Below are 17,469 nucleotides of genomic sequence, written 5' to 3' on the forward strand. Positions count from 1 at the left end.
GGTCCTTCAGCGCGCGTAGAGATCTTCGGTGTTGAGGAAGGCGCGGAGCCCTTCCGGCGTCGCGGTGCGGATCGGGTCATCCTCGGCCGCCGGTTCGCCGCGCCACGCCGTCGCGCGCAGCGGCGTCACCGTGAAATCGGCGCGGGTGTCGAGCACATGCGGGCAGTTCGCGAGCACGACGATCAGGTCCATTTCGGCGCGCAGGACGAGCGTCCGGCCGGGCGGGAAGGGGCCTATCTCGGGCAGGGTGGCGCCGTCCTCGGCGATCCGGACGCCCTTGAACCAGTTGATGCAGGGGTGGACGTCCTTGCGACCGAGCCCGTGCCTGGCGACGCCCAGCATGAAGCGGTCGCGTGCGTTCGGATGCGCGCCGTAATTCTTGCCGTCGCCGTAAGCGCGCGCGTTGGATGCTTCGTTCGATGCGCCGCAGAACGCGTCGTGCGTGCCGGCGTCATCCTCTAGGATGGTCATCATCACCCGGCCCATGTCCGACAGCAGCAGCCGGCCCGCGCCCAGATACCCGTTCCACTGCACCTTCAGCGTATCGGCCACATTCAGCCGCTCGGTCGGCGTCTCGGCATTGAACACCAGCATCGAGGCGCAGGCGTCGCCGACGAGGTCGATCAATCGCAGGCGTGTGCCGCGCGCGATCCGGCGCGACGCGTAGCCCGCAGGCGCAATCGTCTCTTCCCAGACGGCTTCCCCGGGCGCGTCGACGGCGGCGGCTGGGAGGGTGGGCATCGCCTCCACCCAGGTGCCCGTCATCGCGCGGGCGTGGTCGCGGGCGCCGTACGGATCGGCGGTGGTGGTCGTCATGCGAAGGGTCTCCGTGCAAGATCGCCGCCACCGATCGCGTCGACGAGCGCCTGTGGCGGCAGGGTCTTGCGATCGAGTGGCAGGTCGTAGGTGGTGGTGGCGCCGAAGCGGTGCGGCGCGTGCGGATCGTGGCGGCGCTTGTCGAAGGCGAGTACGCGCGTACCGAGTTTGAACGCCTCGCCGATGTCGTGCGTCACCATCACGATGGTAAGCCCGCGCTCCTGCCAGAGCCGGGTGATGAGCGCGTGCATGTCGAGGCGGATGCCCGGATCGAGCGCGCCGAACGGCTCGTCGAGCAGGAGGATGCGGGGATGCTTGACCAGCGCCTGCGCAATCGCCAGCCTCTGCTGCATGCCGCCCGACATCTGCGCGGGATAGACGTCAAGGCTGTGATCGAGGCCGACCGCGGCGAGCATCTCGATCGCGGTGTCGCGGGCGGCACGCCGTTGCGCCCCGAACAGTCGCGCGGCGAAGGGGGCGTGTGCGCATTCGAGCCCGAACATCACGTTGCGCAGCGCGGTGAGGTGCGGGAACACCGAATAGCGCTGGAACACGACGCCGCGATCGGGGCCGCATTCGGCGCGCATCGGCTTGCCATCGAGCAATACTTCGCCGCGGGTCGGCGCTTCCTGACCGAGGATCAGGCGGAGGAAGGTGCTCTTGCCGGCACCCGACGGGCCGACCACCGCGACGAAGCTGCGCTCGGCGATCTCGAGCGAGACGCGTTCGAGCACGATCTTGTCGCCATATTCGACCCAGATGTTGCGGAGTTCCAGAAGCGGAGTCACCGGCCGCCCCCATGTGCCCAGGGGAAGCCGCGGCGGCTGATGAACAGCAGCAGCGCGTCGGCAGCGATCGCGAGCAGCGAGATCCAGGCGACGTAGGGCAGGATGATGTCCATCGCGAAATAGCGCCGGACCAGGAAGATCCGGTAGCCGAGCCCGACATCGGAGGCGACCGCCTCGGACGCGATCAGGAACACCCAGGCCGGGCCCATCGACAACCGCAGGGCCTCGATCAGGCGCGGCATCAACTGCGGCAGGGCAACGCGGATCGCCAATTGCCAGCTGTTGGCGCCGAGCGTCTGCGCCTTGACGGTCTGCTCGACCGGGAGGGTCGCGACGAAGTTCGTCAGGTCGCGCGTCATGAACGGTGCGATGCCGATCGCGATCAGCGCGATCTTCGAGGCTTCGTCGAGCCCTAGTACGATGAACAGGATCGGCAGCACCGCGACCGGCGGGATGACCGCGATCACCGCGACCGTCGGGCCGAGCACCGCACGCGCGAGCGGCATGACGCCGAGCAGCAGGCCGAGGACCAGCGCGCTCGCGGTCGCGATGGCGAGGCCGATGCCGAGGCGATAGAGGCTCGCCAGCGTGTCGGCGACGAGGATGACGCGATCGGTCGAGGGATCGCGATCGGTGGTGAACCCGCGAATGGCCTGCGCCATCGCCTCGAAGGTCGGCAGCACCTTGTCGGCGGGATTGTCGAGGTGGCGCGCTTCGGAGGCGAGCAGGTAGACGAACAGCAGCGCCACGATCGGCAGCGCGCCCAGCAGAAGCTGCGCCGCGCGGCCGAGGCGGATATCGACAAGCCGCGTCAACGCCGATGCCTTGCGTCGGTGCGGTTGCGCCGGTCAGTCGTCTTGCTGGAATGTTGTGGCAGTACGCTCATCTCATCCCCGGATTTCATGCATGCCGACGGCACGGCGTGAGAACCGTCGGAACTGCTGTCCCGACGTCGCTCTTCTGTTCAGTCGACGCGAGGCTACAGCTTGCCGTCCGCCGCCAGCTTCATGAAGCTCGGATCGAACCGCAGCTTCACATTCTTGGTGTCGCCGAGCGTCTTGCCGCCGGCGAAGGTGATGCCGATCGTGTCGACGGACTTCGCGCTCGGCCCGAACAGGCCGTGGGCGAAACTGAACTGACGGACCCGATCGGTCACGGTGATCAGGTCCGGGTTCTCCGCATAGGCGACCGCGTCCTGCGGCTTCGCGTACAGGTGCGTCGTCTTGAGCTGTTCGTCGAAACTCGCCTCGGTCGTGCCCGCGGCCTTCGCCATGGTCGCGCGCGCGGCGCGGCCCGCGGCGTCGTTGCGGGTCATGATCGCCATCGTCTCGTACCAGATGCCGGCGAGCGCCTTGCCGAGGTTCGGGTTGGCCTTGAGCGTCGCGGTGCTGACGTTGAGCGTGTCGAGGATCTCGTTGGGGATCTTCGAGCTGTCGAAGACCTGCGTCGCGCCCGGCGTCGCGCGGATCGTCGATAGCTGCGGGTTCCAGGTCACGACCGCGTTCACCGTTGGCGAGGCAAAGGCCCCGACGATGTCGGCGTCGCCGGTATTCACCGTCTTCACGTCCGCGAGCTTCATGCCGCTCAGTTCCAGGCCGCGCGCGAGCAGGAAATGCGACACGGACAGTTCGACGAGCTTGACCGAGCGACCCTTGATGTCGGCCATCGTCCGGCCGTTCTTGAGCACCACCCCGTCATTGCCGTCGGAATAATCGCCGATCAGCAATACAGTAGTGTCCTTGCCACCCGCCGCCGGAATGGTCAGCGCATCCATCGTCGTACAGACCACGCCATCGAGCTTGCCCGCGGCGTACTGGTTTACGGACTCGACATAGTCGTTGACCTGCACCAGCCGGATATCGATGCCGTATTTGTCGGCCCATTTCTTCACGATGCCGGACTGCTGCGCATACGCCCATGGCATCCACCCGGTGTAGATCGACCAGCCGATCGTGAAGTCCTTCTTCACGACGCCTGCGCCGGTCGCGGACCCCGACGGCTTGCTGCCGCAACCGCCCAGCGACAGCAGCACGGCGACGGCTGCAACGCTATTCAGCCAAGGTCGAAACACCATCAAGCACACCCCTTAGCCACCCGATGATACCAGTGCGCCGCCGTCTCCCGTATGATCGGGAACAGACGCGGCGGACGAAGGCATCATCCTTGGAACAAGGTTGCCGTGCCGGGGATCATCAATGAAGAGGTAAAATACTGATGAAAGGCATAGGCTGTATCTATGCCCTGCGTTGCGCCCGGTGGCGCCGGGTGACTTCGTCGAGGAACAACTGGGTTGCAGTGTCGCGCGACGGATCGGCCCGCGCGAGCAGGAATATGTCGTAGGCGGGTTCGGCATCGGCGTGGAGCAGTGGCCACAACCGGCCCTTGGCGACGGCATCCGCAGCGGCAAGCACGGGTAGGAAGCCGATGCCGACGCCGAGGGTAATCAGTCGGGCGGCCTCGTTGATATCCTCCGCATGCCCGGTTGCCTTGGTGCCGAGGCGATAACGACGGCGCAGACGCGTGATGGTATCGAGTTCGTCATCACCGGTAAGGACGAAGCCCTCGTCTTTCAGTTCGCCCAGTCGGTCGACGCGGTGTCCGAAAAGGGGGTGGCTGCGCGCGCAATAGAGTTGCTGGCGTTCGACGAACAGCGGTTCGTAGACCAGGCTGCTTCGCGGGTTGCTGTCGTAGCCGACGCCGATCTCGGCATCGCCCTGCTCCAGCGCGTTGAGGACCGCGCGCCAGGGCGAGACGCGAATCTCGATATGAATGTTTGGGTTGCGACGGTGGAAGCTGACGATCGCCTCGTCGAATTCGGTCGAGGTCACCGCCGAGATCAGTTGGATGCGGACGATGCCCTCGACGCGCTTGGTGGCCTGCGCGACCTGATGCGGGACCATCCTCGCTGCTTCGAGCATCTCCTCGCACAGTCCAAGAAGCGCGGTGCCGGCTGGCGTCATCTCGACACCCGAAGACGATCGCTTGAGCAGCTCGACGCCGACCTGGTCCTCCAGCCGTTTCAGCGCTGCGCTGATGCTCGGTTGCTGCTTGTTCAATTTGCGCGCGGCGGCGCCGATGCCACCCGCCCGAACGATTTCCACGAAGGTGCGCAACAGGTTCCAGTCTACCCGGCTCGCAAAGGTCTTGTCAGGCAGGATCGCGTTGTCGTCCAAACACTCGGCTCCCGGATTGTCCGGGGGCACCTTTAGCTGCGTGTCGTTCTTGCGCAACGCGTGCGGAATGCGTCGCTGGCGTTGCGAAGCCGCTAAGCGCTCAGCAGGCGTTTCCGGAACACCCTCTTGATGCGACGGTCTTCGAGAACGCGCCCCACGGCATACAGCGCGGCAAAAATGCCCGCAAAGACATACCCCGGTGTCGGCGACGGCTTCTTGTCGTCCTCGTCCTTCTTGCTTTTCTTCTTGGGTGGGTCGGGCTCGGGAGCACCCAACGCCTTGTCGATCGGGTTCAACACAACCGGTGGCTTCTTCACCTCGGGCTTCTTGCCCTTGGCCTCGGTCCTCGCCTTTTCGAACTTGCCGAGAACGATCGTGGCTTGCGCGAAGGCGAGAAACAGCAGCGGCGCGAGGAAGCAGAACAGCAAGGCTCGGCTGGCCAGACGGTATCGTAACACCAGCCCGGTCGCTCCGTGTTCGACGCGCAGGGTGCCGCGATCGAAAACGGCCATCTTGTCCTGGGCAGCCTGGCCTTCCTTTTGGAACGACAGCGTGTCGCCCGTCCGTTCGTGGGTCGTCCCGGTTTCGAGGAACAGGGGGTCGAGCCGCTCGAAGGCGTCGTCGACAGATTGTCCCGGCGCCAGCGGGAGGCTGCCCTCGACGTGCCAGATCCCGTCGACAAAGCGTCGATACACCGAATATCCCAGAGCCGCGCGTGGGGTGGTCGCGTCGAACCCCGTGGCTTGGCCTGCGGTCGAAGCGGCTCCGGTCATTCTGCCGGTACCATCGGCGCCGACGCCATGTTGCCGCTCAGCCGCCGACCGAACCGTTCCTTGATCGACTTCCACCCTTCCGTGAAGGTGTAGGTCATCGTCTCGCGGACCGACATGGGGCGGCCACCCTCCATCCCGAGCAGTTCGGCTTCACCGTCGACGCACGTCCCGAACACGCGATCGATGATCACCCAGGTGTTGGAATAATTGCTCCGGCTCGCCTCATAGTCCTGCGAATGATGTACGCTGTGATGCTCGGTCGTGTTGAACAGGAAGCGCCACCAGCGCGGCGAGTTGAAGCGGACGTTGATGTGTTGGTAGGTGCCGACGGCAAGGCCGAAGGACCCGGCGAGCAGGGCAGCCCGCGGCACGAAGTCGAAGAACCCGCCGACGCCGAGACCGATCAGGAACAGCTCGACCGGATTGCCAACCGCGCCTTTGTTGATGTTGAGCTGGGTAATGTAGTGATGCGGCGCGTGTGCCAGCCATAGCGGATGCCAGTTATGCATCCCGCGGTGCATCCAGTATTGCCCGAAGTCGAACACGAGCGAGATCATCAGCGCCTGCACCAGTAGCGGCAGTCCTGTGAACCAGGCGAACTTTTCCCAGTCGAACGAATGCTGGATCGCCTCGATCATCGCACCGTCGCCGATATAGCCGTCGATCATGCGCAGGACGGTGTAACCGAGGCCGACATAGAACAGGTCGGTGGTCAGTTCCTTCCAGGTCAGTCGCCAGCTGTCGTGTCGGGGTGCCAGCCATTCGAGGCCCAGCAGCAACATTTTGAAGCCGATACCGATGCCGATCGCGGTCGATGCCTTCGCGATGGAATTGGGTGCGTAGAACCAGAAGGCGATCAGCGCGAACAGCATCGTCGGCTGGAACCAGGTGAAGAAGAACTGCTTCGCAGGGCCGCCCTGTACTTTGGGGATATTCTCCCAGCCCACGATGACGGGTGCCTGTGCCCCGATCACTCTCTTGCCGACGCGAACTCCGCTCATACTATCCCCGCGATGCCAAGTTTCTACGAGGAAGATGCCTGAAAATGCAGGGCGGCGTCATACGTCATCGGACGTATGCGGGGGCCGCTTGGCGAGAAGACGAGGGGGCGCTGGCACGTCTCGAATTGGTCGGGGACCGAGATGTGAGCCTGCTCACGCCCACGGACCAACTCGGCTCGCGCAATTTGCCGTTGGCCGCACCCCGCCGTCATGCAACACGATGTGTTCAGGTTTTTCGGTGTAGCGTGGACACGTCGCTGAAAGACAAGGTTCGAGGACGATCGATGCGCGCACCCCTGTTTCCCCGCCTGCTTCTTCTCGGTATCGCGACAGGCGTCCTCGCGCCGGCACCGGCGGTCGCCAGCACTGCAGATCTCGTCGGGCTCGAGCGCCAGCTGGCTAAGCTGGTCGCGGAACGCCCCGGCGACTACGGGATCGCTGCTCTCGACCTCAGCGATGGCTCGACGGTTGCCGTCAACGGCGACATCCCGTTTCCGATGGCGAGTACGGTCAAGCTCGCGATCGCGGCCGCCTACCTGGCCGATGTCGATCAGGGCCGGCGCAGCCTAAGCGACATGATCGTTGGCCGGCCCGCCGCGAAAGTCATGGAATTGATGATCATCCGCAGCGACAACCAGGCAACCGACCAGTTGCTGGCCGCGCTTGGCGGCCCCGTCGCTATCCAGCAGTGGCTGTGGACGCAGAAGATACCCGGCATCCGGATGGACCGGACCATAGCGCAGCTGCTTCGGGAACGCGGCCACCTTGCCGACTACAAGGACGTCGCCACGCCGATTGCGATGGTGACGCTGTTGCACAAGCTCGACAACGGCACCGTGCTGACGGCCCAGAGCCGCGTCTTCCTGCTCGAACTGATGAGCCGATGCGCGACGGGGACGCGCCGTATCCGCGCCCTGCTTCCGGCAGGCACTCGGGTAGAGGACAAGACCGGCACCTTGGACGGCATCACCAACGATGTCGGGTTCATCACCATGCCCGACGGTCGCCGCGTGGCGGTCGCGGTGTTCGCGCGGGGCGGACGTGATCGCCAGCCAGTCATCGCCGAGGTTGCACGCGTGATCTATGACCGTTTTGCAGATAGCGTCCGCAACGCGCTCTCCATCTTCATGCGCATGTAGCAGGACCCCATGGTTGATCCGCTATGGGCAAATCCCATACCATTTTAGCGGCAACTCTTCGCAAGTTAGCGATCGCCAGCGCCCTATGAAGTCATGAATCGGGGCTTCTGATTTCTGTAATTTCGGTGTTCGATAAGCCGGGAGTTTCCTCGTGCAGGAACCTCAGGAGTTCGCTGATATCGTGCGCGTCGAACTTGAGATCGAGGTTGTCCATTTGAATGGCGATCGAACGCTGCCTGTCTGCTGGCAGGGCGGCAACGATCTCGGCGCACTCTTCCAGCGTCCCTTGTCCAATCGCCGCCGACGTCGCGTCGCCGGGCGTGTTTTCGAGGTATATCGTTGCCGGCTCGCTCAGGGGGTAGGTCGTCATCGTCGTCATCGTCGTCACTTCCGTCGTTGGCCTGGATCGGATCGTCGCCCGCCGACATGATGCCGGCGGGCGATCGAACGTCATTCGTCTTCGGCGTCGATGTTGACGGTCGTCTCGGCGAGCTTCGTCATATATTCGTCGCCACCGTAGATGTCCTTGGTGGCTGCGCTAAGCTTCTTGTGGTCGTCCTTGAGACCCAGCGCCTTGGCGTACGCCGTCGCCGTGCCGAACCCGGCGATCCCGTAATGCGTCATCCGCTGATACTGTGCGATGATCATCACATCGAGCAGCGGACCCTTCTCCGGGCCTTCCTCAAGGACATGCTTGGTGGCTTCGGCGACGAGGCCTTCCATGCCCTTGCAATGCTCTTTCGAGACTTTCTCGTCGTTCGACGCGATCAGGTCCTTGAGCAGGTCGGTATGCTTCTCGATATCCGCCTGCGACTTGGTCAGCATGTCCTTCAGCGATGCGTCGCTCGCCTTTGACGTTATCTTCTTGAGGACCTTCTTCATCTGGTCGTTCGCGGACCACAGATCCTTCAGCTCGTCGGTGTAGATTTCCTGGAGATCTTCGGGTGCAGACATGGGATCATCCTCGTGGCTCCACCGGGCGGGATGCGCGGCGGCTGGTTTTGAATTGCGGGAAATGCAGACTTAGGCGCGGCGACCTCAGCCGGCGCCGGGCTGCTTCTGCTCGTCCTCGTAGTCGGCATCGGTACCGATCTTGCCGTTGGCCTCGGCTTCGGCGATGCCCGACGTCTCGACGACCTCGATCGTGTGACCTTCGGCCGAGATCGTATGGGGTTCGCGGTCGGCATCCGGGTCGGCGGCGATGGTCGTACGGTCACCGCCGTCCGAGCCTGCGACACCGTTGGCTGCGCTGCCGCCGTCTTCGCCGGCCTGACCGCCGCCGTGATAGGCGATGTCGGTCTGGCCGCCATGCGCCATGAAACCGGTGTTCGTCTCGGTCTTGCCGGCATGCGGGTTGGGATAGAACCCGCCGCCGCTCTCACCGCCTTCGCTCCGACCGTGAACGTCGGCGCCGTCCTTGCCACGGGGCGAGTCCGAGACGCCGTCCGGTACGCCCTCGCTCGCAGGGTTGCCGGGAACGGGGGTCTGAACCTTGTCACTCATCGGTACGTCCTTCTGAATGTAGCGGATCAAAAACCGGCCCGGTCCGCTCATCGGGAGCGGACCGGGCCGGGAAGGGGTTACGGCCGGAGCACGACCTTGATGACGCCGTCCTGCTTGTCGCGGAACTTCTGGTACATCTCGGGCGCATCCTCGAGGCTGGCCGGGTGCGTCACGACGAAGCTCGGGTCGATATCGCCCGCCTCGATCCGTGCCAGCAGCGGCTTGGTATAGGCCTGGACGTGCGTCTGGCCGGTCTTGATCGTCAGCCCCTTGTTCATCATCGCGCCGATCGGGATCTTGTCGCCCATCCCGACATAGACGCCGGGAATCGATACGGTGCCGCCCATCCGGCAGCTCATGATCGCCTCGCGCAGCACGTGCACGCGGTCGGTGGCGAGGAACGTCGCCGCCTTCACCTTGTCGATCACCGCATCCATCGCGCCATGACCCGAAGCCTCGGCGCCGACCGCATCGATGCAGCTGTCGGGGCCACGGCCCTTGGTGCGGAATTGCAGCTCGTCATAGACGCTGTCGACCTCGGCGAAGTTGATCGTCTCAGCGCCGCCGGCCTCGGCCATCGCGAGACGCTCGGGCACCTCGTCGATCGCGATCACGCGGCCGGCACCGAGCATCAGCGCCGAGCGGATCGCGAACTGGCCGACCGGGCCGCAGCCCCAGATCGCGACGGTATCGCCCGGCTCGATCTGCGCATTCTCGGCGGCCATGTAGCCGGTCGGGAAGATGTCGGAGAGGAACAGCGCCTGCTCGTCGGTGACGCTGTCGGGCACCTTGATCGGGCCGATATCGGCCATCGGCACGCGGAGATACTCGGCCTGACCGCCGCAATAGCCGCCCAGCATGTGGCTGAACCCGAACAGGCCGGCGGGGGAGTGGCCCATCGCCTTGATCGCCATCTCAGAGTTTGGATTGGTCCGCTCGCACGCCGAAAACAGCCCCTTGCGACAGAAGAAGCAATCGCCGCAGCTGATCGTGAACGGCACGACGACGCGGTCGCCGATCTTCAGATTGGTAACTTCGGAGCCAAGCGCGACGACCACGCCCATATTCTCGTGGCCGAGGATGTCGCCCGCCTGCATCGTCGGCTGGTATCCGTCGAGCAAGTGAAGATCGGACCCGCAGATCGCGCAGGCCGTAACCTTGATGATGGCATCGCGCGGATGCTTGATCTCGGGGTCTGCAACAGTATCGACCCGAACATCGCCTTTTCCATGCCAAACAAGTGCGCGCATCAGAAGATCTCCGTCATAGAATTGCAGCCTAGTGCTCACGCACGACACTACATCGCGTCAGACATGACTCGGCAATGGCGCAAACGCCGCCTGATCATCATCAACACTTTGAACCGTCGCCACGAAGTCTCGACCGCAACGTTTCTGCGTCGCCGCCGTCAGCGTGAACATATCCTGGGGAGTATAGCGATCAAAGTGGCGTCATCGTTCCTGCTTCACGCCAATATCCGTAGTAAAAATTTCATGTTGATTATGATCAATATCGATGAACTTAAACTAAATTGAGATACCACAATGAAAGTCCATAGATCGTAAGGACTTGTCTGGCCTGATCGCTCTGCGACATCGTTGCGGTTGCGACATTGATGCTGCGGCTTCCTCTGCGCGACGGCGATTGCCCTACCAAGTTTGCGGACGCCGGGGCCAATTCGGAGTGTGGACCGTTAGGACGCTATCGCAGTCTGCCGACGCCGTTCGCCCGCCACGCCTTGCACGCCGCCGCGGCGTTGGGACGGGCGGGTGCACGATTTCAGATCCGGGATAGCCTCATGCAGATCAAAGCCATTCTCTTCGATATCGACGGTACGCTGGTCGACACCAACGACATGCACGTCCTGGCCTGGGAGGCAGCGTTCGCGACTGTCGGCGCGTCGTTCGACCGCCAGGTGATCCACGACCAGATCGGCAAGGGGACCGACATGCTCGTGCCAACGCTGCTGCCCGACGCGGACGAGGCGCAGCAGGAAAAGCTCGGCGACACGCACGGTGCGATCTTCAAGGCGAAATACTTGGAGACCGCCAAGCCATTCGCGCAGGCGCACGACCTGCTGGCACACGCGCACGGCCTCGGGCAGCAGGTCGTACTGGCATCGTCCGCCTCCGAGGCTGAACTGGACCACTATATAGACTTGCTCGACGCACGCGACCTGATCGCCGCGACGACGAGCAGCGACGACGTCGAGAAGACCAAGCCCGCACCCGACATCTTCGCGACCGCGCTCAAGAAACTGCCGAACATCGATCCCACCGAGGTGATCGTCGTCGGCGATACGCCTTATGATATCGAGGCTGCGGCCCAATGCGGCATCGCCGCCGTCGCCGTCCGGTCGGGCAAGTTCAAGGACGAGCAACTCCATTCGGCAGGCGCGATCGCGATCTACGACGACGTGGCGGCCTTGCTCGCCGGCTACGCAACCTCGCCACTGGGGCGCTGATCGCCATGGCCATCACCCTGAAACCCCTCCGCGACCAGATCATCGTCGTCACCGGTGCAACCAGCGGCAACGGTCTCGCGATCGTCGAAGAGGCCGTGAAACGCGGTGCCGCCGTCGTGGCCACCGCGCGGAACGAAGCAGCGCTCGAGGCACTCCGCGATCGCCTGTCGGTCGACAGCGGACGTATCGCGATCTGCGTTGCGGACGTCAGCGACATGGCCGCGGTCGAGCGTGTCGCCGCCGTCGCGATCGAAGCGTTCGGCGGGTTCGACAGCTGGGTCAACAACGCCGGCACGGGAACCTATGGCACGATCGAGCAGGTGCCGGTCGCCGATCACCGCCGCGTATTCGACGTCAATTATTTCGGCGTGCTGCACGGATCGCTGGTCGCGGCGCGGCATCTGCGCGGCCGCGGTGGCGGGGCCATCATCAACGTCGGCTCGATCCTCAGCGATCGTGCGATCGTCGAGCAGGGCCCGTATTGCGCGACCAAGCATGCGGTGCAGGCGCTGACAGACACGCTGCGGATGGAGTTGGAGCAGGAAGGGGTCGGCATCTCGGTCACGCTGATCAAGCCCGGCGCGATCGACACGCCGTTCCCCGAGCATGCGCGGAACTTCATGGACCAGCCACCACGCCTGCCCCCGCCGCTCTACGCACCCTCGGTCGTCGCCGACGCGGTGCTGTTCGCCTGCGAGACCCCGCGACGCACACTGTATGCGGGGGGCGGGGGGCTGTTGTCCTCGCTCCTATCGCGCGCCGCGCCACGGTTGAGCGACAAGATCATGGAACTGGTCGGCACCGTCGCGCAGCAGAAGCCGGACGATCCCGGCGACCCGGCGCGCCGCGACAACCTCTATGAGCCGCGCGTCGATGCGCTGCGCGGCAGCCAGGACGTCCACGCGCGGAAATCGAGCACCGTGTTGCAGGCCCAGAAACTTCATCCCGCCATTCTGTTGCTCGGTGTCGTCGGAGCCGGGATCGCGGTTGCCCTCAGCCGGCCGAAGGATACCAGCCGGTGACACCGGACGCCGAACGGGCAGGGGCCGCGCGTGATTTCGACGTTGCGCTCGTCCTCAGCGGCGGCAACGCGCTCGGGGCGTTCGAAGCGGGCGTCTACGAAGCGCTGCACGCGCACGGCCTCCAGCCCGACTGGATCATCGGCGCCTCGATCGGTGCGATCAACGGTGCCCTCATCGCTGGTTCCGCGCCTGATCGCCGGATCGAGACGTTGCGAACGTTCTGGCGACCCGCACCGTCTGGCGCCGCGGCGCTCCCTTGGTTGAGTGCCCTCGAAACCAGCCGCCGGACGAACGCGGTCGGCTGGTCCGCAACGCTCGGTCGCCCCGGCATCTTCGGCCCCATGCTCTCCGCCTTCACGCCGTGGAGCGACAGCCAGACGTCGATCTTCGAAACCGACCAGCTCGCCACGACGCTGGAAACGCTGGTCGACTACGATCGCCTCAATGACGGCCCATGCCGCTACACCGCGACTGCGGTCGATCTCGAAACCGGCGACGACGTCGTGTTCGACAGCGCCGCGATGCAGATCGGACCTGATCACGTTCGCGCGAGCGCAGCACTGCCCGTCGCCTTCCCGCCGGTCGAGATCGACGGCCGCTGGCTGGTCGACGGCGGCCTGTCCGCGAACCTGCCGCTCGATCCGGTCCTCAGCGAACCGCCACCGCGACCAACACTCTGCATCGCGGTCGACCTGTTGCCGCTCCACGGTCCACGCCCGACGACATTGGGCGAGGCGACGAGCCGCATGCAGGATCTCATCTTCGCCGCGCAATCCCGCCGCACGATCGAACGGTGGCAAGCCGCGCACGCTGGCCGCCAGGACTTCGCACTGTCGCTCGTCCGGCTCGCTTATACCGAGCAAGAGGACGAGGTGGCGGGTAAGGCGCTAGATTTTTCAGGACCGACTATCGAACGACGATGGTCCGCGGGTCATAGTGCGGGAATGCTAGTGGTCGACGCGATCGACGCAGATACGCTGTCGATCGGTATCGCCGGTTTCAACACCGTCTAGAGTCATCGCTGCGGCATTGGCGTTCTGCCGAGACCGCTGGGCGGCTGCTGGTGAAGTGATGGGGCAAAACCACCATGCCGTAATCGAGCAGCCCGAACCGGGATGTGCGTTGTTGAGTAGTCGATCGCAGTTTTCCTGTCGATCAGCGGGACCCGTAACGCGGGCTTCCCAACGCGCTGTCGGACGTCGACGGTCAACCCTTGGCGTTAGAATAGCTGAGCGTTATCCCCACAGTGGCGAAACGCCGATAGCGGCACACGGTGTTGCACGAAGGTCGTGGTGCCGGTTGCAGGAATCGAACCCGCGACATCCAGTTTACAAAACTGGCGCTCTACCAACTGAGCTAAACCGGCCCGTTCGCGTCAGGCGTAATCGCCCCATGCTTCAAGATACGCCGAAGGTCCAGCCCTCGGTTTGCGCGATATGCGATGTCATCGCCGCCGGGTGCCAGAGTTCGGGGCGATCGGCGTTGGCGCGGAGCCACGCGGCGGTGAGGATCGCGTCGGTGGCGTGGTCGTCGTAGCGAGGGAGCGGCTGGTGCGGCTGGCTGCCGAGATTGGCGAGTGCCGTGTCGAGCGAGTTGCCGTCGCGCATCTTGCTGAAACCCTTGCGGATACCGGCGGCGCGGGCGGCGATGGTGGTGTAGATCTCGACGATTACGGGACCATGCGGTGGCAGCGGATCGAATGGCCAGATCGGTACGCGGTCGGCGAGGCGGTGGAGCACGCGCATGCCGGTGAGGCTCGACTTGCCGACCTGCGCCGCGCCGACGAGGTTGAAGCAACTCGTGGGGGAAAGGCCCATCGCGCGTTGCCCGTGTTCGCAGACGCGCATCCGCCCTGCGCCTCCGGGGAACAGGTCGCCGCAATCGCGGTGCTGGCGGAAGTGGCGGCGGATTTCGGGATCGGTGAGCAGGCTGGAGACGGCAAGGTGCGGGTCGGCTGCGGAGGCATCGTCGACCATTTTCCATAGGGCGCGGGCGTCGGATGGACTGTCGGGCGCGCCGGGAAAGTATCCGCCTTCGTCAACGAACGGAAAGGCGGGGGAGAGGTCGAGCCCGATCAGCGTCGGCACATCCTGGTCGAGCAACCAGTCGAGGACGTCGTCGCGCGACCATGCACTGGCGCTTGGTGGGACAACCAGCGCCGGCGCTGCATCGCCCGTCTCGCAGACCGCGACTGCGATGCCCTTGTGCCGATGCCCCTGCGCGCCGGACCAGTCGATCGCCGCAAACCGCGTGAAGCGTAGTTCAGCCATTCTTCTCGGCGCGCAAGCCATCCCAATAGGCGAGTCGTTCCGACAGCCGCTTCTCGAACCCGCGTTCGGTGGGCGTATAGAAGGTCTGCGCGCTCATCTCGTCGGGCCAGTAATCCGAGCCCGAGAACGCATCCTCGGTATCGTGATCGTATGCGTAGCCTTTGCCGTAACCGATATCGCGCATGAGCTTGGTCGGCGCGTTGCGGATCGATGCGGGCGGCATCAGCGAGCCCGTCTCGCGCGCCGATTTCCATGCCGCCTTTTGCGCCTTGTAGACCGCATTCGATTTGGGCGCGGTGGCGAGATAGACGCAGGCCTGGGCGATTGCCAGTTCTCCCTCGGGGCTGCCGAGAAAGTCGTACGTGTCCTTCGCGGCGATGCACTGGACGAGCGCCTGAGGGTCGGCGAGGCCGATATCCTCGACCGCGGCGCGGGTCAGGCGACGGAGCAGGAACAGCGGTTCCTCGCCCGCGGTCAGCATCCTCGCGAGATAATAGAGCGCCGCCTGCGGGTCCGAGCCGCGGATCGATTTGTGGAGCGCGGAAATGAGGTTGTAATGCCCCTCGCGATCCTTGTCGTACACCGCGACGCGGCGTTGCAGGAAGTTCGACAGGCCGGCAGGATCGAGCGGTTCGGGGAGATTCACCGAGAACAACGTCTCCGCCTGGTTTAGCAGGAAGCGACCATCGCCGTCGGCGCTGGCGATAAGTGCATCCTTGGCGGGCGGAGTCAGGGGCAGGGGGCGCTCCATCTCCGTCTCGGCGCGGTCGAGCAACTGTTCGAGCGCACCGCGGCCAAGCCGTTCGAGGATCAGCACCTGCGCGCGGCTGAGCAACGCGGCGTTGAGTTCGAACGACGGGTTCTCGGTGGTGGCGCCGACCAACGTCACCGTGCCGTCCTCGACATAGGGCAGGAAACCGTCCTGCTGCGCGCGGTTGAAGCGGTGGATCTCGTCCACGAACAATAAGGTGCGCTTGCCGATCTTGGCGTGCTCGCGTGCTTCGGCGAACGACTTCTTGAGGTCTGCAACGCCGGAGAACACCGCCGAGATCGCGACGAACCGCAGGTCGACCGCATCGGCAAGCAACCGCGCGATCGTCGTCTTGCCGGTGCCGGGCGGGCCCCAGAGGATGATCGAGGACAGGCGGCCGGCCGACACCATACGGCCGATCGCGCCTTCGGGACCGGTGATGTGATCCTGCCCGACCACCTCGTCCAGCGTACGCGGGCGCAGGCGGTCGGCGAGCGGCGCGTTTTCGGCATGCGTTTCGGTGGGGGCTGCGGGTTCGAAGCCCGCGAAGAGATCGGCCATTTCGGGAAGATAGGGGCGGGGGGCCGGTTTGCCCATCCATACGCCGCTGTCCCCGGATTGGATGGGGACAGCGGCGCTCGTCAGGTCACGGTGTCATGGCTCCGGTGAAGCCGCCCCCGCTCATGGTAAGTAAAAATATCAAGATATATCTCGGGCGCATCTTGACTACTTACATCGAAGATATATCTTAGCGCTATCGCAATATAGATGGGAACATTGATGTTTGACATGAACGGCCGCGGAGGCGGCCCAAGGGACGGTGCGGATTGGCAGCGCGATTTCCACACGATGCGCGATCAGATCCGCGAGGCGGTGCACGGTGCCCACCGGCATCATGGTCGCGGCGGCGGCGGCGGCGGCGGCGGCGGGGGGCGCAGTCGCCGGATGTTCGACGGCGGCGAGTTGAAGCTCGTGCTCCTGAAGCTGATCGCCGACGCCCCGCGTCACGGCTACGACCTGATCCGCGAGATCGAGGCGATGACCGGCGGTGCCTATGCGCCGAGCCCGGGCGTGGTCTATCCGACGCTCACGCTGCTCGACGAAATGAACCTGATCGGCGAGCAGCAGTCGGAAGGCGCCAAGAAGCGCTTTGCCGCGACGGACGAGGGCCGGGCACTTCTCGGGGAGAACGCCGGCGCCGTCGCGATGCTGATCGAACGCCTGACCGGGCTTGCCGCCGAGCAGGATCGGGTGGCGTGGAATCGGTCGCCGGTCCGTCGTGCAATGGGTAATCTGCGCGAGGCGATCCAGGGTCGCGTGCCAAAGGGCGAGACCGACGACGAAACAATCTACGAGATCGTCGCGCTAATCGACGAGGTCGCCCAGAAGATCGAGCGCCTCAAGTGAGCGTCTCGGTCGCAAGGGTGCCGACGCATTCGGCCAGCAAGTATCTTCAGCAGCTTGCCAAGCACTGGAGCCACAAGATGGAGGTCGCCTTCTCGGAGGAAGAGGGTCGTATCGCCTTCCCGAACGGCGCCGTGTTGGAGATGCGTGCGGACAGCGAAACGCTCGACGTCGCGCTGACGGTCCCGGAGGGCGACGACGTCGACCGGATGCGCGAGGTAGTGTCCAGCCATCTCGACCGGTTCGCGTTTCGCGAGGCTCCGCTGACGTTCGACTGGACCTCGTCATCCTGACGAAAGTCAGGATCCAGAGCCACGGGCGTCAGCGTCAATAACTCTGGATCCTGGGTCGAGCCCAGGATGACG

The 17,469-nt window shown here is 64.6% G+C and carries 20 protein-coding genes and 1 tRNA gene; 7 read left to right on the forward strand and 14 right to left on the reverse strand.

From position 1 onward, the window contains the following. Nucleotides 1–6: 6 nt before the first annotated feature. From O6X71_RS19145 to O6X71_RS19175, 7 genes are all read right to left on the reverse strand, one after another. Entirely contained in the window at nucleotides 7–816 is an 810-nt protein-coding gene (locus tag O6X71_RS19145) for an urea amidolyase associated protein UAAP1 (protein WP_353467266.1), read from the reverse strand. Then, the gene (locus O6X71_RS19150) at nucleotides 813–1,604 is read right to left on the reverse strand and encodes an ABC transporter ATP-binding protein (protein ID WP_353467267.1); all 792 of its coding nucleotides are present in this window, start codon (nucleotides 1,602–1,604) and stop codon (nucleotides 813–815) included. The genes O6X71_RS19145 and O6X71_RS19150 overlap by 4 nt, the downstream gene beginning before the upstream one ends. Beyond that, nucleotides 1,601–2,419: an ABC transporter permease gene (locus tag O6X71_RS19155; protein WP_353467268.1), complete on the reverse strand. Its 819-nt coding sequence runs from the start codon at nucleotides 2,417–2,419 to the stop codon at nucleotides 1,601–1,603. The genes O6X71_RS19150 and O6X71_RS19155 overlap by 4 nt, the downstream gene beginning before the upstream one ends. Before the next feature lie 164 nt (nucleotides 2,420–2,583). After that, on the reverse strand, nucleotides 2,584–3,678 hold the full coding sequence (locus O6X71_RS19160; protein WP_353467269.1) for a putative urea ABC transporter substrate-binding protein: 1,095 nt from the start codon (nucleotides 3,676–3,678) through the stop codon (nucleotides 2,584–2,586). A gap of 160 nt (nucleotides 3,679–3,838) precedes the next feature. Beyond that, the gene (locus O6X71_RS19165) at nucleotides 3,839–4,777 is read right to left on the reverse strand and encodes a LysR family transcriptional regulator (protein ID WP_120298852.1); all 939 of its coding nucleotides are present in this window, start codon (nucleotides 4,775–4,777) and stop codon (nucleotides 3,839–3,841) included. Between the two features lie 92 nt (nucleotides 4,778–4,869). Further along, nucleotides 4,870–5,550 carry a hypothetical protein gene (locus O6X71_RS19170; RefSeq protein ID WP_353467271.1) on the reverse strand — a complete coding sequence of 227 codons (681 nt, stop codon included), beginning with the start codon at nucleotides 5,548–5,550 and terminating at the stop codon, nucleotides 4,870–4,872. Further along, nucleotides 5,547–6,551: a sterol desaturase family protein gene (locus O6X71_RS19175; RefSeq protein WP_353467272.1), complete on the reverse strand. Its 1,005-nt coding sequence runs from the start codon at nucleotides 6,549–6,551 to the stop codon at nucleotides 5,547–5,549. Before O6X71_RS19175 ends, O6X71_RS19170 begins: the two co-directional genes overlap by 4 nt. Nucleotides 6,552–6,835: 284 nt before the next feature. Between O6X71_RS19175 and O6X71_RS19180 the strand changes: the two genes are divergently transcribed. Then, entirely contained in the window at nucleotides 6,836–7,690 is an 855-nt protein-coding gene (locus O6X71_RS19180) for a serine hydrolase (RefSeq protein ID WP_353467273.1), read from the forward strand. Between the two features lie 91 nt (nucleotides 7,691–7,781). On the opposite strand, the gene O6X71_RS19185 is transcribed toward O6X71_RS19180, so the two are convergent. From O6X71_RS19185 to O6X71_RS19200, 4 genes are all read right to left on the reverse strand, one after another. After that, on the reverse strand, nucleotides 7,782–8,069 hold the full coding sequence (locus tag O6X71_RS19185; protein WP_353467274.1) for a hypothetical protein: 288 nt from the start codon (nucleotides 8,067–8,069) through the stop codon (nucleotides 7,782–7,784). A 71-nt stretch (nucleotides 8,070–8,140) separates the two neighbouring features. Then, nucleotides 8,141–8,644, reverse strand: a complete 504-nt coding sequence (locus O6X71_RS19190) for a ferritin-like domain-containing protein (RefSeq protein WP_353467276.1) — start codon at nucleotides 8,642–8,644, stop codon at nucleotides 8,141–8,143. Nucleotides 8,645–8,728: 84 nt separating this feature from the next. Next, nucleotides 8,729–9,193, reverse strand: coding sequence for a hypothetical protein (locus O6X71_RS19195; RefSeq protein WP_353467277.1), 465 nt, complete (start codon nucleotides 9,191–9,193; stop codon nucleotides 8,729–8,731). 77 nt (nucleotides 9,194–9,270) lie between these two features. Next, entirely contained in the window at nucleotides 9,271–10,314 is a 1,044-nt protein-coding gene (locus O6X71_RS19200) for a zinc-dependent alcohol dehydrogenase (protein WP_353467278.1), read from the reverse strand. Here O6X71_RS19200 and O6X71_RS19205 point away from each other — a divergent pair, their 5' ends adjacent. The 4 genes from O6X71_RS19205 (at nucleotide 10,315) to O6X71_RS19220 (ending at nucleotide 13,692) form a co-directional block, all read left to right on the forward strand. Continuing rightward, nucleotides 10,315–10,728 carry a hypothetical protein gene (locus O6X71_RS19205; RefSeq protein ID WP_353467279.1) on the forward strand — a complete coding sequence of 138 codons (414 nt, stop codon included), beginning with the start codon at nucleotides 10,315–10,317 and terminating at the stop codon, nucleotides 10,726–10,728. A 263-nt stretch (nucleotides 10,729–10,991) separates the two neighbouring features. Further along, entirely contained in the window at nucleotides 10,992–11,657 is a 666-nt protein-coding gene (locus tag O6X71_RS19210) for an HAD family hydrolase (RefSeq protein ID WP_353467280.1), read from the forward strand. 5 nt (nucleotides 11,658–11,662) lie between these two features. Then, nucleotides 11,663–12,679 (forward strand): SDR family oxidoreductase, encoded by a 1,017-nt coding sequence (locus tag O6X71_RS19215; RefSeq protein WP_353467281.1) that lies wholly within the window; start codon nucleotides 11,663–11,665, stop codon nucleotides 12,677–12,679. Then, nucleotides 12,676–13,692, forward strand: a complete 1,017-nt coding sequence (locus O6X71_RS19220; RefSeq protein WP_353467282.1) for a patatin-like phospholipase family protein — start codon at nucleotides 12,676–12,678, stop codon at nucleotides 13,690–13,692. Before O6X71_RS19215 ends, O6X71_RS19220 begins: the two co-directional genes overlap by 4 nt. A 277-nt stretch (nucleotides 13,693–13,969) precedes the next feature. On the opposite strand, the gene O6X71_RS19225 is transcribed toward O6X71_RS19220, so the two are convergent. The 3 genes from O6X71_RS19225 to O6X71_RS19235 form a co-directional block, all read right to left on the reverse strand. Next, a tRNA-Thr gene (locus O6X71_RS19225) sits at nucleotides 13,970–14,045 on the reverse strand. Nucleotides 14,046–14,076: 31 nt separating this feature from the next. Then, complete coding sequence (locus O6X71_RS19230) at nucleotides 14,077–14,949, reverse strand: hypothetical protein (RefSeq protein ID WP_353467283.1); 873 nt, start codon at nucleotides 14,947–14,949, stop codon at nucleotides 14,077–14,079. Beyond that, on the reverse strand, nucleotides 14,942–16,261 hold the full coding sequence (locus tag O6X71_RS19235) for a replication-associated recombination protein A (protein WP_353467284.1): 1,320 nt from the start codon (nucleotides 16,259–16,261) through the stop codon (nucleotides 14,942–14,944). The genes O6X71_RS19230 and O6X71_RS19235 overlap by 8 nt, the downstream gene beginning before the upstream one ends. Before the next feature lie 219 nt (nucleotides 16,262–16,480). Between O6X71_RS19235 and O6X71_RS19240 the strand changes: the two genes are divergently transcribed. Next, nucleotides 16,481–17,107 (forward strand): PadR family transcriptional regulator, encoded by a 627-nt coding sequence (locus tag O6X71_RS19240; RefSeq protein ID WP_353467285.1) that lies wholly within the window; start codon nucleotides 16,481–16,483, stop codon nucleotides 17,105–17,107. Beyond that, on the forward strand, nucleotides 17,104–17,397 hold the full coding sequence (locus O6X71_RS19245) for a DUF2218 domain-containing protein (protein WP_353467286.1): 294 nt from the start codon (nucleotides 17,104–17,106) through the stop codon (nucleotides 17,395–17,397). The genes O6X71_RS19240 and O6X71_RS19245 overlap by 4 nt, the downstream gene beginning before the upstream one ends. Nucleotides 17,398–17,469 lie beyond the last annotated feature (72 nt).

Source organism: Sphingomonas faeni (genome assembly GCF_040407505.1).
Classification (GTDB): Bacteria; Pseudomonadota; Alphaproteobacteria; order Sphingomonadales; family Sphingomonadaceae; genus Sphingomonas; species Sphingomonas faeni_E.

What these genes read in the sequence shown, in the direction of transcription:
- O6X71_RS19195 (WP_353467277.1), bottom strand. Translation starts at nt 9,193, where the DNA reads ATGAGTGACAAGGTTCAGACCCCCGTTCCCGGCAACCCTGCGAGCGAG.
- O6X71_RS19170 (WP_353467271.1), bottom strand. Translation starts at nt 5,550, where the DNA reads ATGACCGGAGCCGCTTCGACCGCAGGCCAAGCCACGGGGTTCGACGCG.
- O6X71_RS19185 (WP_353467274.1), bottom strand. Translation starts at nt 8,069, where the DNA reads ATGACGACGATGACGACCTACCCCCTGAGCGAGCCGGCAACGATATAC.
- O6X71_RS19240 (WP_353467285.1), top strand. Translation starts at nt 16,481, where the DNA reads ATGTTTGACATGAACGGCCGCGGAGGCGGCCCAAGGGACGGTGCGGAT.
- O6X71_RS19160 (WP_353467269.1), bottom strand. Translation starts at nt 3,678, where the DNA reads ATGGTGTTTCGACCTTGGCTGAATAGCGTTGCAGCCGTCGCCGTGCTG.
- O6X71_RS19210 (WP_353467280.1), top strand. Translation starts at nt 10,992, where the DNA reads ATGCAGATCAAAGCCATTCTCTTCGATATCGACGGTACGCTGGTCGAC.
- O6X71_RS19230 (WP_353467283.1), bottom strand. Translation starts at nt 14,949, where the DNA reads ATGGCTGAACTACGCTTCACGCGGTTTGCGGCGATCGACTGGTCCGGC.
- O6X71_RS19180 (WP_353467273.1), top strand. Translation starts at nt 6,836, where the DNA reads ATGCGCGCACCCCTGTTTCCCCGCCTGCTTCTTCTCGGTATCGCGACA.
- O6X71_RS19175 (WP_353467272.1), bottom strand. Translation starts at nt 6,551, where the DNA reads ATGAGCGGAGTTCGCGTCGGCAAGAGAGTGATCGGGGCACAGGCACCC.
- O6X71_RS19215 (WP_353467281.1), top strand. Translation starts at nt 11,663, where the DNA reads ATGGCCATCACCCTGAAACCCCTCCGCGACCAGATCATCGTCGTCACC.
- O6X71_RS19235 (WP_353467284.1), bottom strand. Translation starts at nt 16,261, where the DNA reads ATGGCCGATCTCTTCGCGGGCTTCGAACCCGCAGCCCCCACCGAAACG.
- O6X71_RS19145 (WP_353467266.1), bottom strand. Translation starts at nt 816, where the DNA reads ATGACGACCACCACCGCCGATCCGTACGGCGCCCGCGACCACGCCCGC.
- O6X71_RS19190 (WP_353467276.1), bottom strand. Translation starts at nt 8,644, where the DNA reads ATGTCTGCACCCGAAGATCTCCAGGAAATCTACACCGACGAGCTGAAG.